15 protein-coding genes and 1 pseudogene are annotated in these 15,661 nt (G+C 33.3%); 1 reads left to right on the top strand and 15 read right to left on the bottom strand.

Annotated features, from left to right (window positions below):
- Positions 1–8: 8 nt before the first annotated feature.
- The 5 genes and pseudogenes from PYW44_RS09485 to PYW44_RS09505 all read right to left on the bottom strand — a co-directional run bounded on the left by PYW44_RS09485 (position 9) and on the right by PYW44_RS09505 (position 3,471).
- Complete coding sequence (locus tag PYW44_RS09485) at positions 9–155, bottom strand: teichoic acid D-Ala incorporation-associated protein DltX (RefSeq protein ID WP_002508161.1); 147 nt, start codon at positions 153–155, stop codon at positions 9–11.
- 290 nt (positions 156–445) lie between these two features.
- Positions 446–856: pseudogene (locus PYW44_RS09490) on the bottom strand (transposase); the annotation flags it as partial.
- A gap of 427 nt (positions 857–1,283) precedes the next feature.
- Positions 1,284–2,243: a 2-hydroxyacid dehydrogenase gene (locus PYW44_RS09495; protein WP_069828082.1), complete on the bottom strand. Its 960-nt coding sequence runs from the start codon at positions 2,241–2,243 to the stop codon at positions 1,284–1,286.
- A 10-nt stretch (positions 2,244–2,253) separates the two neighbouring features.
- Entirely contained in the window at positions 2,254–3,033 is a 780-nt protein-coding gene (locus PYW44_RS09500) for a TIGR01457 family HAD-type hydrolase (RefSeq protein WP_002508163.1), read from the bottom strand.
- Positions 3,034–3,039: 6 nt separating this feature from the next.
- Entirely contained in the window at positions 3,040–3,471 is a 432-nt protein-coding gene (locus PYW44_RS09505) for a DUF86 domain-containing protein (protein WP_002512214.1), read from the bottom strand.
- 148 nt (positions 3,472–3,619) lie between these two features.
- Between PYW44_RS09505 and PYW44_RS09510 the strand changes: the two genes are divergently transcribed.
- Positions 3,620–3,886 (top strand): DUF3055 domain-containing protein, encoded by a 267-nt coding sequence (locus tag PYW44_RS09510; RefSeq protein ID WP_002508165.1) that lies wholly within the window; start codon positions 3,620–3,622, stop codon positions 3,884–3,886.
- Positions 3,887–4,111: 225 nt separating this feature from the next.
- Here the strand turns inward: PYW44_RS09510 and PYW44_RS09515 are convergent, their stop codons facing one another.
- The 10 genes from PYW44_RS09515 to PYW44_RS09560 form a co-directional block, all read right to left on the bottom strand.
- Entirely contained in the window at positions 4,112–4,495 is a 384-nt protein-coding gene (locus tag PYW44_RS09515; protein WP_002508166.1) for a YutD family protein, read from the bottom strand.
- A 166-nt stretch (positions 4,496–4,661) separates the two neighbouring features.
- On the bottom strand, positions 4,662–5,591 hold the full coding sequence (gene lipA, locus PYW44_RS09520) for a lipoyl synthase (RefSeq protein ID WP_002508167.1): 930 nt from the start codon (positions 5,589–5,591) through the stop codon (positions 4,662–4,664).
- A gap of 81 nt (positions 5,592–5,672) precedes the next feature.
- Positions 5,673–6,992 carry a bifunctional metallophosphatase/5'-nucleotidase gene (locus PYW44_RS09525; protein WP_021339844.1) on the bottom strand — a complete coding sequence of 440 codons (1,320 nt, stop codon included), beginning with the start codon at positions 6,990–6,992 and terminating at the stop codon, positions 5,673–5,675.
- A gap of 22 nt (positions 6,993–7,014) precedes the next feature.
- Entirely contained in the window at positions 7,015–7,839 is an 825-nt protein-coding gene (locus PYW44_RS09530) for a sulfite exporter TauE/SafE family protein (RefSeq protein ID WP_021339845.1), read from the bottom strand.
- A 10-nt stretch (positions 7,840–7,849) separates the two neighbouring features.
- The gene (locus PYW44_RS09535) at positions 7,850–8,698 is read right to left on the bottom strand and encodes a DUF72 domain-containing protein (RefSeq protein ID WP_021339846.1); all 849 of its coding nucleotides are present in this window, start codon (positions 8,696–8,698) and stop codon (positions 7,850–7,852) included.
- A 214-nt stretch (positions 8,699–8,912) separates the two neighbouring features.
- Positions 8,913–9,980: an NAD(P)H-dependent flavin oxidoreductase gene (locus PYW44_RS09540; protein ID WP_021339847.1), complete on the bottom strand. Its 1,068-nt coding sequence runs from the start codon at positions 9,978–9,980 to the stop codon at positions 8,913–8,915.
- Between the two features lie 66 nt (positions 9,981–10,046).
- Complete coding sequence (locus PYW44_RS09545; protein WP_002508172.1) at positions 10,047–11,066, bottom strand: hemolysin family protein; 1,020 nt, start codon at positions 11,064–11,066, stop codon at positions 10,047–10,049.
- Between the two features lie 1,185 nt (positions 11,067–12,251).
- Positions 12,252–13,649, bottom strand: a complete 1,398-nt coding sequence (gene sufB, locus PYW44_RS09550) for a Fe-S cluster assembly protein SufB (RefSeq protein ID WP_021339848.1) — start codon at positions 13,647–13,649, stop codon at positions 12,252–12,254.
- 177 nt (positions 13,650–13,826) lie between these two features.
- Positions 13,827–14,276 carry a Fe-S cluster assembly sulfur transfer protein SufU gene (sufU, locus tag PYW44_RS09555; protein ID WP_021339849.1) on the bottom strand — a complete coding sequence of 150 codons (450 nt, stop codon included), beginning with the start codon at positions 14,274–14,276 and terminating at the stop codon, positions 13,827–13,829.
- Positions 14,266–15,504 (bottom strand): cysteine desulfurase, encoded by a 1,239-nt coding sequence (locus PYW44_RS09560; RefSeq protein ID WP_031266114.1) that lies wholly within the window; start codon positions 15,502–15,504, stop codon positions 14,266–14,268. The genes sufU and PYW44_RS09560 overlap by 11 nt, the downstream gene beginning before the upstream one ends.
- Positions 15,505–15,661: the final 157 nt, after the last annotated feature.

Raw genomic sequence — 15,661 nt, forward strand, 5'->3', positions numbered from 1 at the left:
CTCCTCTATTAAAATTCATTATAAATAAAGTTATTATGAGTATCGCCGGTACCATATATGAGATACAGCGCTATAAAAATAGCAAAATAAAGCAGCGTTATGAGCCAAGGTTTTAACTTATTAAATAATGAATCTTGTTCTATTTTTTTACTCATTGGTCACCTCTTCTTTTCATTTCAGACTAAACTATAATTAAATTATGTAATAAATAAAATTTTATTAATTAAAGCAATTTACATTGCGTTAACATTTTACTAATATATTATACATTTTTTACGACAGATTGACAATTGAATAAACAAATTTATATATAACAAAAATGTTATATTGAATAACGCATAAAAAAAGAGTGGGATTACTTTTTTAAAAATATTAATATAACAAAGTGAGTTTCATGAAAAGTTGGGCACAAAAAAACTGCTAAAAAAGTCAAAGACTTTATTAGCAGAAATATAGACTCATTATCAATGAGTTTTTGTTCTATAAGTTGGGTTCTAAAGTTAACAAATAGGGACTTTAATAATTTATCCATGATTGGATGTACTCTAAAACGATTGACTGTTCTATATGATGGTTTTTGATTTTGAGATAACCACATCATACGAACACTATCTGAAAGTGCAGCTTCAATTCTTCGTCCAGAAAATATTGATTGTGTATAAGCATAAAGAATTATTTTTAACATCATTTTAGGGTGATAAGAGGATGCGCCATTTAAGTGATTGAATTCGTAGAATTCTGTTTCTGGAATTGTTTTAATAATTTGATTAACTGCATGTGCGATATCATTGTTAGGGATCAAAGTTTCAGTTTCCATTGGTAGTGTTAGCTGAGTCATATTGTAATTTTTATACATAAGACACTTCGTTTTAAAGTTATGTTAGAGTAACTTTATTATACGAAAATGGCTTATTTTTTTGTGTGAATTTATATAATTGTACCGATTTTGTAAAGTGCTGACGCCTAGGGTAATAGTATGAGTCTGTAAAACAAATAATATCTCAACTCTATTGCTATATTGGCAGTAGATGACTGAAGTGAAAACGCGCATAATATTAAGCTTGTTTCACTTCTAGTCATCTTTGCCGGGATTAGACGACGAAATCTTATTAGAAAAATTAGATTTCTGTCCCACTCCCATACCCCAGACAAGCATGCACTTTCAAAATCGGAATATTTTAACATAGAAAAGCAGCAATCCATTAGAAACTAATAGATTGCTGCTTTTAATTTGAGAATGGGATATTTATGTCCCATTCTCTCTGAGAAGGTGTAATTTAATTTTATGAAATCGGTGTTTTAGCCTGTTTATGACTTAACACTAAGCGTATATTATCTATACAAAGTTGAATCATGCGATTTCTCGTTACTACAGATGCACTACCAATATGTGGTAAAATGACTGCATTTTTCATTGATAACAATGGATGTGTCATATCAATCGGTTCTTGACGTAAGACATCCAAACCACATGCACCAATTTCTCCATCTTGTAAAGCATTAACAAGTGCTTGCTCATCAACAACTGCACCTCGGCCGATGTTAATGAATATCGCATCATTTTTCATCTTTTTGAATGCAGCAGTATCAAATTTATTTCTTGTATCTTCAGTAAGTGGCGCTGTACAAATAATAAAATCACTATGCTCAAGCATTGTATCAAAAGGCACGTATAAAGCGCCTAATGCTTCTTCAGCATCTTTATGTCTTGACCTATTGTGATACATGATATTTGCATTGAATCCTTTCAAGCGTCTCGCAAAGGCTTTTCCGATATCACCCATGCCGTAGATGCCTACCTTAGCATTATATAAATCTTTACCTGCCAAAAGATATGGCCCCCAACTTTGCCATTCCCCTCTTTGTACGTATTGTTCCGCTTCAACAATTCGTCTTGCCACGGTCAGCATCAAAGTGAAGCCTAGCTCTGCTGTTGTCTCAGTTAACACGCCAGGCGTATTCGTAACAACAATCCCTTTACTTTGTACTAGTTGGACATCTATATTATCGAAACCAACTGCCATATTTGCAATCACTTTCAAATGAGGTGCTGCTTCTATAACTTCTTCGTCAATTTTTTCACTTAAAGTTATAAGACAAGCAGTTGCATCTTTTAAAGAAGCCAAAAATTTATCTCTTGGCATTGGTGTATAAGATTCATTCCAAACTTCTACATCTGCAAGTGTTTCTAATTGTTCTATAAATGACTTAGGTATTTTTCTACTAACGACTATTTTATTCATACAATCACCCCTACATTTTGAGTTCTTTGATCACTTCATTCAAATCTTTAAACGTATAAGTCGGAGGTATTTCTTTGAGTACGATTTGTTCCTTAGTTGTGACACCTGTTTGTACATGTATCGTATCAATGTCCACATTAATTCCTGAAAGAATATCCGTATCATATAAATCTCCAACCATAGCTACTTCTGAACGCTCTAAATCTAAAATTTCCAATGCTTTTTTCATAATAATAGGTTCAGGTTTACCGATAAATGTCGGTTGAATACCTGTAGATACTGTTACAACACTCGTAATAGCACCGTTACCTGGTAAGAAGCCTCGTTCTTTAGGTATCGACACATCTTGATTTGTTGATATAAATTTCGCACCATTACGTACGCCTAATGTTGCAGTAGTCAATTTTTCATATGTAACTGCTTCATCTAATCCAATTACTACGTAATCCACAAACTCATCGTCTTTCAATATTAATCCGTGACTTGTTAGTGCTTTTTCAAGGCCGCTACCACCTAACATATAAACAGTAGCACCTGGAGATTCTTCTGAAATGTATTCAGCAGTTGCAAGTGCGGAAGTAACTACTTCGTCTGCCTTTGCATCTACACCCATTGTATGTAATTTTGAAGCTACTTCTTCTGGTTCTTTCGTAGAATTGTTCGTTACGTATAAATGTGGAATTTGTTGTTGGTTTAGATATTCTATAAATTGCGTTGCACCATCAATAGTTTCATTACCTTTATACATCGTGCCATCTAAATCAATAAGATAAGCTTTGTAATTTTTCATTAATATTTACTCTCCTTTTTTACCAAAAGCTGTAACTGGCACATCTTCACTTTTTAGAAAACGTATGACTTCTTCAATAAATTGTTGATAATAAGGCACCGTCTCATCAAAAAGTGGTATAAGACTAGCCGTATCAAGCTCATCATAATAGTGGACGAATTGTTTTCTTACATCGACCGTTTTGTTAATGTGAACTTGTGTATCTTTAGAAATCACTTTTTCTAATTCTAAAATATCGATAACATCTTTATAGTTACCTGGATCTCTTAATATAAAGCCATCAATAACCATATTTCCGATATCTACAGCTGACTCTATAAACATTTGTGCAATACGTTCGAACGCATAGTGATTATCTTTACTTTGAGGATAATCTGTAATTAATTGTTGTAAATAATTTAACTTTGTATTCAATTTTTCTTTATTAACAAAATACATCATCGTCACCCCTATCATTCTAATCATACCATACCTTTGCAGTCGAATTCATTTATCGTTATACTGTGAATTAAGACTTTTTAATCATGAAAATAGAATCAACTACTGTATTATATTATAAGTCACACACTAAGAGGAGTGTTATAAAATGATTGATATGTATCTATATGACGACGACGAATCAGCTCAAGTCCAATTTGTCGGATTTGTAGGTGAACATAGTCGTTACGATTTGATGTTAGTCCAAACCAATCGCCATTTTGGTAAAACTATCGTATTAAATATGCAAACAAATAAATTTGGGATTATCGGCACAGATGATTTGGAAGAAGAAGGTTACATTTCATATATACTTGGTGTTAATGAAGATGAAGGAAATGAAATCACCGAATATTTAAATGAAGTCATTCAATAGCTATTAACTATTAGAAAGCTTCATTAATTTTATATCACATTTGCATATGAGACTCCTAGGAAACAACGCGTGTCACATACTACAGGAACAATACATATGCCTATGCCTACATAATCAAAATCGTAATATTTAAATATAGCAAAAGAACTCATCCACAAATTTTAATGGATGAGTTCTTTTTAAAACGAGAGCTTTATGTTCTGTTCCCTTTTTATTAATCAACATTTATTTTTCTGTATCTTGAATACTCGGCTTAATCTTTACATCTTGTAATTTATTTTCTTCAAAATCATGATCAACCTCTTCAGTTTCATCTACATATGCTTTAAGTTCTTGTTCTGGAATACGTCTCAAGATAAAATATGGACAACCAAAATTACAATATTCTAATAAATAATCTTGTATTGTCGAAAAACGTTTGCTCAACTCTGCCTTTTTGTTTTTATCAGTATAAAAACCTTTTAATCTTAATTGTTCGTAACCAAAGTCACCTACAACGTAATCATACTTATCTAATATGTCAGAATAACGATTTGCGAAGGTTTCCTCGTCAAAACATTCTCTATACTCTTCTATGATTTCAAAGTAGTGTTCATTCACTTTTATCATTTCATTCACCTAATCTAAGTATACTATCCATGCATTCAATGAACGTCCAACTGCTTTAGTCAGGCTGGTGCTATGCATATATACTTTATATTTCTAATAAAGACTTAGCCCATAAAGTGAAGCTAAATTAAGCACACTTAACAAATGAACTAAGTCTTATTTACTATTAAATCTTTGTATCAGTACCCAATTTTTCTTCACCAATACGATGTTTTTCTTTGGCAGCTGCATTCACTTGTTCATCTGCATGATATGAGCTTCTTACAAGCGGACCAGCTTGGCAATGTTTGAAACCTTTATCCATCGCAATTTTTCTTAATTTACCAAATTCCAATGGTGTATAGTATTTTTCAACTTTTAAGTGTTTACGTGAAGGTTGCAAATATTGACCTATTGTTAAGATATCAACATCATTTGCTCGTAAGTCATCCATTGTTTCATAGATTTCTTCATGTGTTTCACCTAAACCTACCATTAAACTTGATTTAGTTGGAATATCGGGTTGTAACTCTTTAGAGCGTCTTAAGAACTCTAACGTACGATCATACGTTGCTCTTGCACGAACTGTCGGCGTTAATCGGCGGACTGTCTCGATATTGTGGTTTAAAATATCTGGTTTTGAAGCCATTAATGTTTCTAACGCTTCAAAATCTCCACCCATATCTGATGGCAATATTTCTATTGAAGTAAACGGATTACGTTCACGCACTTTACGTACCGTCTCAGCATAAACATTTGAACCAGCGTCTCTTAAATCATCGCGTGCTACTGCTGTTATAACAACATGTTTTAAGTTCATTAATTCAACAGATTCAGCCACACGTTCTGGCTCATCTAAATCTAACTCGTTAGGTAATCCTGTCTTAACTGCACAGAAACGACAAGCACGTGTACATACTGCACCTAAAATCATAAATGTAGCAGTACGGCGTTCTCCCCAACATTCATGTATATTGGGACACTTTGCTTCTTCACAAACTGTATTCAAATTCTTTTCGCGCATCATTTTCTTCAGACCAGTGTAGTTCTCATTAGTGTTCAGCTTTATTTTCAGCCAATCTGGTTTACGTAAAATTTCTTCATTTTTAGTAGCCATATCCGCACAATCCTCCTGAGTTTGAAATCTGTAATCATTATAACGAAATTTTCAATAAATTAAAACGTATATTGTTAATTTTTAAAATTCTAGTAATTTTTCCTTGAAAATATCTCTTAAGAACTCAGGCATTAAGTAATCTATAGCCTCATCTTTTAACATTGGGAAATAACGACCGAATGTGTACATATCAACTGTCCCTAAAATGTAAGTCGCTTCATCATCAATTTCTTCGCCGTTAATAAAGTAACGTGATTCAGATTCTATAAAACCTAAATTATATAATATATATCCACCAAATATATTACCTCTAAAGCCTAAACCTTGTGCATGCTCATGAATATATTCTTGTTTCTGGCTTTTTATTATAACGTTTTTCAATTCTTGTCCACTTAATTTAATCCTTACTGCATTAATTGGGTGAGGTAGCATCTGATGAATATCATATTCAGTAACTTGATCTGCAATGACACCTTTAACGATTAATCCAGCATTGATAATCGTACAGTCAGCATTCGTAAATTCAAATATACTTTCAGCAAGCATATGCGCCGTTTGCGTAATAACATCTGTTCTACGTGGCAGCTCGATTTGTCGATCGACAATAGGTTCACTTAAAAGTGCCTTACCTTCAGCTTCAAAATCTGTTTCAACTTCAGGCAAAGTTTCAACTGGATATATCGTAGCTTCTTTTCTAACAACTTGTTTGTTTTCAATTTCAAGGGTAACTTCACCTAAAAAATTGCCATATTTACCTGCTGCTGCCATTAATACACCGTTATTCATTTCACCATTTTCAAAATAATGATGAGTATGACTACCTAAAATAAGGTCAATTTCAGGAATTTCTTGGCATAACTTTTCATCGAAGAAAACACCGACATGACTCATAATAATTAATAAATCATACTCCCCTTCATTAGCACTAATTTCATCTTTTATTGCTTCTAAAGGATTCGTTACTACCCAATCAAGTGCTCTATAAAAAGGCGTAAATGGTGCAGTAGCTGCAATAAATAAAATGCGTACACCATCTATAACTTTAATTAAAGATGTTGATATATGATTTGGTAATTGTCCTTGTTCATCAAAAACATTGGCACATGTCACTTCGAAGTTCGCATCATCATAAAGTGTATTTAAAGCTTCATGTGAAATTGTCATACCTTCATTATTTCCTATCGTGGCAATATCACACTGTGCTTTATTTAACAGTTCAACATTTTTTGTGCCCATCGTTGCCTCAGTAACTGGCGCAGATAAGTCAACATGGTCGCCAATATCTAAATAGAGTGAGGGATGATCTAGTTTCGGTCTATCTTCGGCTAAATATTTTGAAATTCGTGCATATTCATGTAAATGACTATGTATATCATTTGTATGATAAATCGTTAGTTTCATCTATAATTTCCCTCCTCTTACTTTATAGGAATGATTTTATTATTAAATATATACCCATAATTAACATAAATGTACGTAATAAAAAGACTACTGTATCTGATTTTATGGATTGATTCACTTTCACGCCTAGTTTAGCACCAAAATAACTCGCAATAACTAGGACGATAGCATATGACCACGCGACATGCCCTTGTACAATGTGTCCTGCTGAACTCATTATACTTGTGAAAAATATCATCATCATACTTGTACCAACTGCCACATGAGGCGGGAACCTAAATACAATAAGCATTAATGGTGTCATTAATGCACCGCCACCAATGCCGAATAATCCAGTTAAAGTACCAATAAATAGTGTCGCAATAAATGCTACTAGCGGCGGTACACTATAATGATATTTCTTACCAGTACCATCGACATAACTACGCTCATATTTGGGTTTATCAAATATTTTAAATGGTTTAATCTTATTTCTTATAATAAGTAAGATGGATACAATGATTAAGAATATACCAAAATATAAATTAAAGGATTCTAACGTTAAATAGCGACTTAGTAACGCTCCAATTAAAGAACCAGGCAATAAGCCAAATAAAAATATTGATCCGTTTTTCACATCTACTTGCTTTGTTTTTAAATAACCTAAAGTTGAAGTTAAACCCGTCACTATTAAAATAACGGAAGATGTTCCTATAGCGATTTGAGGCGTAATACCTTCTAACAGGTTATTCTCTACCCCAAGATATATCAAAGTAGGCACGATAATGATACCGCCACCGATACCCACAATAGAGCCTAAAATTGCTGATAACCCTCCAATTAAAATCAATAATATAATTGTTAACATGTAATCTCTCCTAGAATAATTTTAATTGTTGCGGTGCTAACCCTTGATAATCAATGCCTAATATTTTTTGGTAAGTTTTTGCATTTTGAGCAGCATGGCCACCAGAATTATTATTAAAAACAACGTAAATGTTTTTAGCTTTGTGTTCTAATACTTTCACTTTACTTACTAAATCTTTTAATTCTTGTTCATTATAATCGTATAAATACCTTACATCTCTCCATGCTTCATCCGTCATATCTTTTTTAGTCCAGCCGTGAACATTTCTCCCATGATACCTAACAAATGCAGTTTCATGCGTAATGCGATTAACTAACGGAATCGAACCTTGACCTGCTTGTGGTTCATCACACACGGAATGTATTATTTGTTGCTGCGTTAAAAACGCTAATGTTTCTTCTTTATAAGCATCATTAAACCATGATCGATTACGAAATTCTACACACATAGGAAATGCTTTTAATTGCTCACGAATATAGCGTATATATGTAATATTCTGAACTGTACAATCAAACCATGGTGGAAATTGTACTAATACCATAGCCAGTTTATTTTCGTCTTTTAATGGCTCTAGCATCGCTTTAAATTGATCAAATAGGATTTGCCTAGTTTCTGCATAATCATGATAATCAGCATGCAAAGTTAATGCTTGATGTATCTTTACGACAAATTCAAAGCGTTTAGGTGTTTCTCTTATCCATTTTCTTATATTTCTTTCAGGTTGAATTGCATAATAAGTAGCATCTAATTCTACTATCGGGAAATGACTTGCATATGTCACTAGTTTATCTGCTTTTCGTTGCAAGTCTTCGTATAATGAAACATGATCGCCCCAACCCGTTAATCCAATATTTATCATAGTATCACCAATGTAATGATACCATATATGTTTTATTGGATTCACTTGATTAAATTTAATTTACTATAACTTTAAAAAACAAGAGATTTCTATAATATACAGAGTACACTTAGCCTAATTTACTCATCTCTATATTATAGAAAAACGATTGCTCATAATATAAGGATACGAGCAATCGTTTAGCGTAAGACATCTATGTTATTGATATAACAATTTAACTATTCAATAGTGCTTTTGATTCATTAATTATACGTTGAATTAACAACGTAGCGGACACATTTTGAGCAAGACGTGGACTTTGACCGCTCCATAAATGTGTCCACTGTGCATCCCCTTTTTGAGCTGCTTCTTTACGAATCGCACTCGTTAACTGGTTTTGAATTGGATAGTCCGGTATGTCATCGTTATATTCATCCATTTTATGGATAAAATCATTGTCAATACCGCGAGCGGGCTTTCCAGTAAATACATTAGTGATTACAGTATCTGTTTCTTTACTTTGCTGTATCATATTTTTATATAGTAATGATGCACCACTTTCTTCAGTAGTTAAAAATGCAGTTCCCATTTGAATTGCTTCTGCACCTAAAACGATACTTGCCACTAGTCCACGACCGTCCATAATACCGCCAGACGCAATAATTGGTATATCAATTGCATCAGCAATTTGAGGGACGAGTGACATTGTTCCAATTAATGGCGTCTGGTTACTTCCAGTAACAGTAAATGAACCTCTATGACCGCCTGCTTCACTACCTTGTGCAATAATAGCATCTACCCCTGCACTTTCATTAGCGATTGCTTCATCTACAGAGGTTGCGGTACCCACAATGGTTATATCTCTTTCTTTTAATTTTGCAATGGTTATTTGATCAGGAATACCGAAAGTAAAAGTAACCACCGGTACGCCCTTTTCAATAACAACATCAATTGCATGATTAAATTGATGTGTTTCATCCATATTCAATACTGGCTCTTCAATGTTAAACGCACGCCGATATGGTTTTAGCCAAGCATTCATATGTTCTACTTTATCTGGAATATATAATTTCTGACTAGGTACAAACAAATTAACGGCATAAGGTAAATCAGTCAGTTGTTGTACATAGGTAATTTCTTTTTCAAGTCGCTCAGGTGTGAAATAACCTGCACCGATACTTCCCAATCCTCCACTATTACTCACAGTTGCTACTAATTCAGGCGTTGTGTTACCTGCCATGCCTGCTTGCACAATCGGAAATCTAATACCTAAAACCTCAGTAATTCTTGATGATAATTTCATATAGCACACCCCTTTTTCAACACTTATATTTAACTACAAAATGAGTATAAAAGTGTTATTAAAACGTTATTTCTTGTTGTATGCTTTCATTTGTTCTTCGATTTTTTCATTTTCTTCTTCATCCATTTCATCTTCTATCTCCATACCTAACATCTCTTCAATTAGATCTTCATAAGATACAATACCTTCTGTACCGCCGTATTCGTCTAATACAATCGCCAAATGTTTACGTGATACAGTCATTTTTCTTAGCACCCACTCAGCCTTATTATGCTCATTTACAAATAAAGCTTCAGAAGTATATTGTGTCATATTGTTATCGGTCTCACGACTCCAAGCTAATAAATATTTTGAATGGAAAACACCAATAACATTATCTATATCTTCATCATACACTGGATAGCGGGTATAGGGATTTGAAACAACTGTATCATATGCCTCTTTGTAAGACACATCTGATGAAAACGCTGTAACATTTATTCTAGGTGTCGTATCAATATCTTTAATTTTTAATTTTTCAAAATCCATAACCCCTTGTATACGGTTGCGTTCCATTTCATTAAATGCACCTTCACTACCTGCAATCGAAACCATCTGTCTGATTTCCTCTTTTGAAAATCGTTGCTGGTCTTCATTGCCTTTAGAAAGAAACTTATTTATCGCATCAGTCATACTATTTAAGATTAACGTTATTGGTTTAAATATAATAATAAAGAATGAAATCGGTGTATAAACTAAACGTGAAATTCTATCAGGGTATGTAGCAGCAATCGATTTGGGAATGACTTCAGATATTACAATAATCGTTACTGTTGTCACAGCTGTTGCAATACTAACACTAATTCCTAAATCAACAGCTAAAATTGTTATTAATGTAGGTAAAACAATATTTGCTATATTATTACCAATAAGAATAGTGGTAATAAATTCACTTGGTTTAACTAATAATTGCGATAATTTTTTAGACTTTTTATCGCCTTTTTGAGCTTGTGTTTGCATCTTCATCCTATTGGCTGCCGTCAATGCGGTTTCACTGCCTGAAAAGAAAGATGAAGCAAACAAAAGTATGATTATAGCTATAATCATATATGCATTACTCCTTTAGTATAATTTATAATAAAAAAATTTATAAGTTATAATTTGATTCCCTTCTTTCAAAACTTATAAACATTACAAAAGGATTAGGATTTTGAATCATCTAATTGTGATGAATTAACTAAATTAAATTTTAAATAAGTTAATTAGTAAATATCATCCTTTAGTACTATTTCCTATCATATATATATTATGAATTTTATAGCTATGCTAGAATTAAGATAAGCGTGACACTTAAGTACGCTAAATTCGGGAAACTCTTCACAAACTCACTTATATTAGTGAGTTTTTTAAGCTAACTTTACAAGGAATGTTTTATTTATGGGAAATTTAATGATGTATACGGCTTTTGCCTTTTTCTGTATATTATTCTTAATAATAATTTTCAGCCTCCTTTTTGATATTAGCAAACTAGGAAAATGGATTATTATTTGTACAGTAATGATACTGCTCTTATCAATTATCGTTTTGTACAGAACAGGTGCAGACCTGCGAAGAGAAAATATCAGTACGCTCCAATACGGTACTAGCTATACATAAACACAAGTGCCCAACCAATTCATATGGCTGGGCACTTGTTTTCTTATCCTTCTTGAAATTCGTCAAACCCTCACCCTATTAATGGTGAAAAGTTTGAAATATACCTTTGCTTTCTTCTATTTTCAAGAAAATATGTCACAAATAGTATGATTGGTGTATACCAATGCTATAAACTTCCCTTGTATTTTGAAATTATGATAGCGCATAAAGTTGTTTCTTTACTAAAAGGGGTGTTTTTTATTAAGTATTATATGACTTTAGTTTCTGCTTTCGCTACATTAGTCGCCTATCTCATACCAATATTATCTTTTAACAAAGTATTTAATGGTAACTTATATTTTTATAGTGGATTTTTTATAATCATAATATTAATTATGATTAATATTATTTCAGCTATCAATGGTGACCGCATCGTAAATAGCTTACTGTGTTTATTAACACTGGTAGCACTACTTATTTTTACTTTTCCAATATGGAAGGTTTTAATTTTTTAAAATTATGCATAAATACTAAAGTTATGTATAAAAAAGCACGAGATGATACGCAAACTTCGATAACATTTAAAGAATAAATGATATTGAATTCGTATCTCTCGTGCTTTTATTTTGTAAGAAATTGTTGAATCAGCAGCTAAGACTAGCCAATTGATCCTTCCATTTCGAATTTGATTAAACGGTTCATTTCAACAGCGTATTCCATTGGAAGTTCTTTTGTAAATGGTTCAATGAAGCCCATTACAATCATTTCAGTCGCTTCTTCTTCTGAAATACCACGGCTCATTAAATAGAATAATTGTTCTTCTGAAACTTTAGATACTTTTGCTTCGTGTTCTAACGAAATATTGTCATTAAATACTTCATTATATGGAATAGTATCTGAAGTAGACTCGTTATCTAAAATTAAAGTATCACATTCGATGTTTGAACGTGCGCCTTTTGCTTTACGACCAAAGTGCACGATACCACGATAAACAACTTTACCGCCATCTTTAGAAATAGATTTAGAAACAATTGTAGAAGATGTGTTTGGCGCTTTGTGAATCATTTTAGCCCCAGCATCTTGTACTTGTCCTTTACCAGCAAATGCGATAGATAACGTACTGCCTTTAGCTCCCTCGCCTAAAAGTACACAGTTTGGATATTTCATAGTTAACTTAGAACCTAAGTTACCATCAACCCATTCCATATTACCATTCTCGTATACTAAAGTACGTTTTGTAACTAAGTTATATACGTTGTTCGCCCAGTTTTGAATCGTTGTATAACGTACATGCGCGTCTTTGTGTACAATGATTTCAACAACAGCTGAGTGTAACGAGCTTGTTGAGTAAACTGGTGCTGTACAACCTTCTACATAGTTTACAGATGCGCCTTCATCAGCAATGATTAAAGTACGCTCAAATTGACCCATGTTTTCAGAATTAATACGGAAATAAGCTTGTAAAGGTGTATCTAATTTAACGTTTTTCGGAACGTAAATAAATGATCCACCTGACCACACAGCTGAGTTTAACGCTGAGAATTTATTATCTGCAGCAGGTACAACTGTTGAGAAATACTGTCTGAATAAATCTTCGTTTTCTCTTAAAGCGCTGTCTGTATCTTTAAAGATGATACCTTGGTCTTCAAGTTCTTTCTCCATGTTGTGATAAACAACTTCTGATTCATATTGTGCTGAAACACCAGCAAGATATTTTTGCTCAGCTTCAGGAATACCTAATTTATCAAACGTACGTTTAATTTCTTCAGGCACTTCATCCCATGAGCGTTCAGTATTTTCTGATGGTTTAACATAATAAGTGATATCATCAAAGTTTAATTCTGATAAATCTCCACCCCATTGAGGCATAGGCATTTTGTAGAATTGTTTTAATGATTTTAATCTATAATTAAGCATCCATTCAGGTTCACTTTTCATATTCGAAATTTCGCGGACAATATTTTCTGTCAAACCGCGTTCTGATCTAAAAATGGAAACATCTTCGTCGTGGAAACCATATTGATAATTCCCAACATCAGGTGCTTTTTTAGCCATTTAAATCACTCCTTTTATATATTAAAAACGACTTACGTGCAAGTTCATTTATTGTATTATTCTCTTTTAACTGTCTGCTATAAGAATAATGATTTCATTTATATACGTTCATGAAATTTCATGTTGTTCCTACTAGTTTGAATGGGATTTTACACAATGTCAATGGTTCGACTCGAATTAGTCTCCTGCATTGCCTTCCTTTTCAACTGTACCCTTTTCTAAGGCTTTCCAAGCTAACGTGGCACATTTAATTCTTGCAGGAAATTGTGAAACACCTTGCAGTGCTTCGATATCTCCCATGTCTTCACTGATTTCATAATCTTCGCCAAGCATCATTTTTGAGAATTCTTGACTCATTTTCATGGCATCAGCTAACGAATTGCCTTTAACCGCTTCGGTCATCATTGAGGCGCTAGACATTGAAATTGAACAGCCTTCTCCATCAAATTTCGCATCTTTGATAAAACCATCTTCTATATCAAACGTAAGATGAATACGATCCCCACACGTTGGATTGTTCATGTCTACTGTCATAGATCCATTATCTAAAGTACCTTTGTTTCTAGGGCTTTTATAATGATCCATAATCACTGAACGATACAACTGATTTAAATTATTAAAATTCATATGAGAAAAACTCCTTCGTTTGTTTCAAGGATTCAACTAATTGGTCAATATCTTCTTTCGTGTTATAAATGTAAAAACTTGCACGGGCTGTAGAAGATTGTTTTAACCATTTCATTAGTGGTTGAGCACAGTGGTGCCCTGCGCGAACAGCTACACCTTCAGTATCAACCGCAGTTGCAACATCATGCGCATGAACATCAGTCATATTGAAAGTAATGATACCAGCACGACGATCTTTTGCTGGACCATATATCTCGATACCTTCTATCTCTGACATTTTGTCATAAGCATACTGTGTTAACGTTGCTTCATGTTGATGAATTGCTTCGAACCCTAAATTTTGTAAATATTTTATAGCCTCTGCAAAGCCAATCGCTTGTGCAATCAGTGGCGTACCTGCTTCGAATTTTGTTGGCAAATCTGCCCATGAAGCTTCATATTTATCAACAAAATCTATCATATCTCCACCAAATTCAACCGGTTCCATGTTATTTAACAATGTGCGTTTACCATATAAAACACCTATACCCGTTGGACCAAGCATTTTATGACCACTAAAACTATAAAAGTCAGCATCTAAGTCTTGCATATCTATATCCATATGAGGGGCAGCTTGTGCACCATCCACACTGATAATTGCACCATGATCATGCGCTATTTCGGCAATAGCTTTGATATCGTTTATAGTGCCCAATACATTGGAAACGTGCGCTATAGCAACTATTTTTGTTTTTTCATTAATAGTTGCTTTAACATCCTCAATCGCTAATTCTCCATCTTCTGTCAATGGAATAAATTTCAATTCTGCCTTTTTACGCTTCGCTAGTTGTTGCCAAGGAACGATATTAGCATGATGTTCCATTTCAGTAACAACGATTTCATCACCTTCATTAACATTTGCATCGCCATAGCTATGTGCAACAATATTAATTGATGCTGTAGTACCACGTGTGAAGATAATTTCTTCAAAGTATTTCGCATTTATAAAACGTCTTACCGTTTCACGTGCATTTTCATAACCATCTGTTGCTAATGAACCAAGTGTGTGAACACCACGATGCACATTAGAGTTATATCGTTTGTAGTAATCATCAATCGCATCAATCACTTGAGTAGGCGTTTGACTTGTTGCTGTAGAATCTAGATAAGCTAGTCTATTACCATGTACTTGCTGCTTAAGAATTGGAAAATCTTTTACAATTTCACTAACATTTAATGATTCGGTCAAATTATCCACAGACCTTTCTTAATTAAAAATCTATAATCAGACCTTAGTAAAGTTAGGAAGGCTACTTTTAATTCAAATTTAAAAAGTACTTAACAAAAATTATTCGCATCCCTAACAATTGAATTACTACTGTCTTTAACGTAATTAATATCGTTAA

This window comes from Staphylococcus equorum (assembly GCF_029024965.1).
GTDB lineage: Bacteria > Bacillota > Bacilli > Staphylococcales > Staphylococcaceae > Staphylococcus > Staphylococcus equorum.

Bases quoted from the DNA above. Each gene is read 5' to 3' on its own strand.
- sufB (WP_021339848.1), bottom strand. From the start codon at position 13,649: ATGGCTAAAAAAGCACCTGATGTTGGGAATTATCAATATGGTTTCCAC.
- sufU (WP_021339849.1), bottom strand. From the start codon at position 14,276: ATGAATTTTAATAATTTAAATCAGTTGTATCGTTCAGTGATTATGGAT.
- PYW44_RS09525 (WP_021339844.1), bottom strand. From the start codon at position 6,992: ATGAAACTAACGATTTATCATACAAATGATATACATAGTCATTTACAT.
- PYW44_RS09540 (WP_021339847.1), bottom strand. From the start codon at position 9,980: ATGAAATTATCATCAAGAATTACTGAGGTTTTAGGTATTAGATTTCCG.
- PYW44_RS09500 (WP_002508163.1), bottom strand. From the start codon at position 3,033: ATGAAAAATTACAAAGCTTATCTTATTGATTTAGATGGCACGATGTAT.
- PYW44_RS09515 (WP_002508166.1), bottom strand. From the start codon at position 4,495: ATGATAAAAGTGAATGAACACTACTTTGAAATCATAGAAGAGTATAGA.
- PYW44_RS09545 (WP_002508172.1), bottom strand. From the start codon at position 11,066: ATGATTATAGCTATAATCATACTTTTGTTTGCTTCATCTTTCTTTTCA.
- lipA (WP_002508167.1), bottom strand. From the start codon at position 5,591: ATGGCTACTAAAAATGAAGAAATTTTACGTAAACCAGATTGGCTGAAA.
- PYW44_RS09495 (WP_069828082.1), bottom strand. From the start codon at position 2,243: ATGAATAAAATAGTCGTTAGTAGAAAAATACCTAAGTCATTTATAGAA.
- PYW44_RS09485 (WP_002508161.1), bottom strand. From the start codon at position 155: ATGAGTAAAAAAATAGAACAAGATTCATTATTTAATAAGTTAAAACCT.
- PYW44_RS09530 (WP_021339845.1), bottom strand. From the start codon at position 7,839: ATGTTAACAATTATATTATTGATTTTAATTGGAGGGTTATCAGCAATT.
- PYW44_RS09510 (WP_002508165.1), top strand. From the start codon at position 3,620: ATGATTGATATGTATCTATATGACGACGACGAATCAGCTCAAGTCCAA.
- PYW44_RS09535 (WP_021339846.1), bottom strand. From the start codon at position 8,698: ATGATAAATATTGGATTAACGGGTTGGGGCGATCATGTTTCATTATAC.
- PYW44_RS09505 (WP_002512214.1), bottom strand. From the start codon at position 3,471: ATGTATTTTGTTAATAAAGAAAAATTGAATACAAAGTTAAATTATTTA.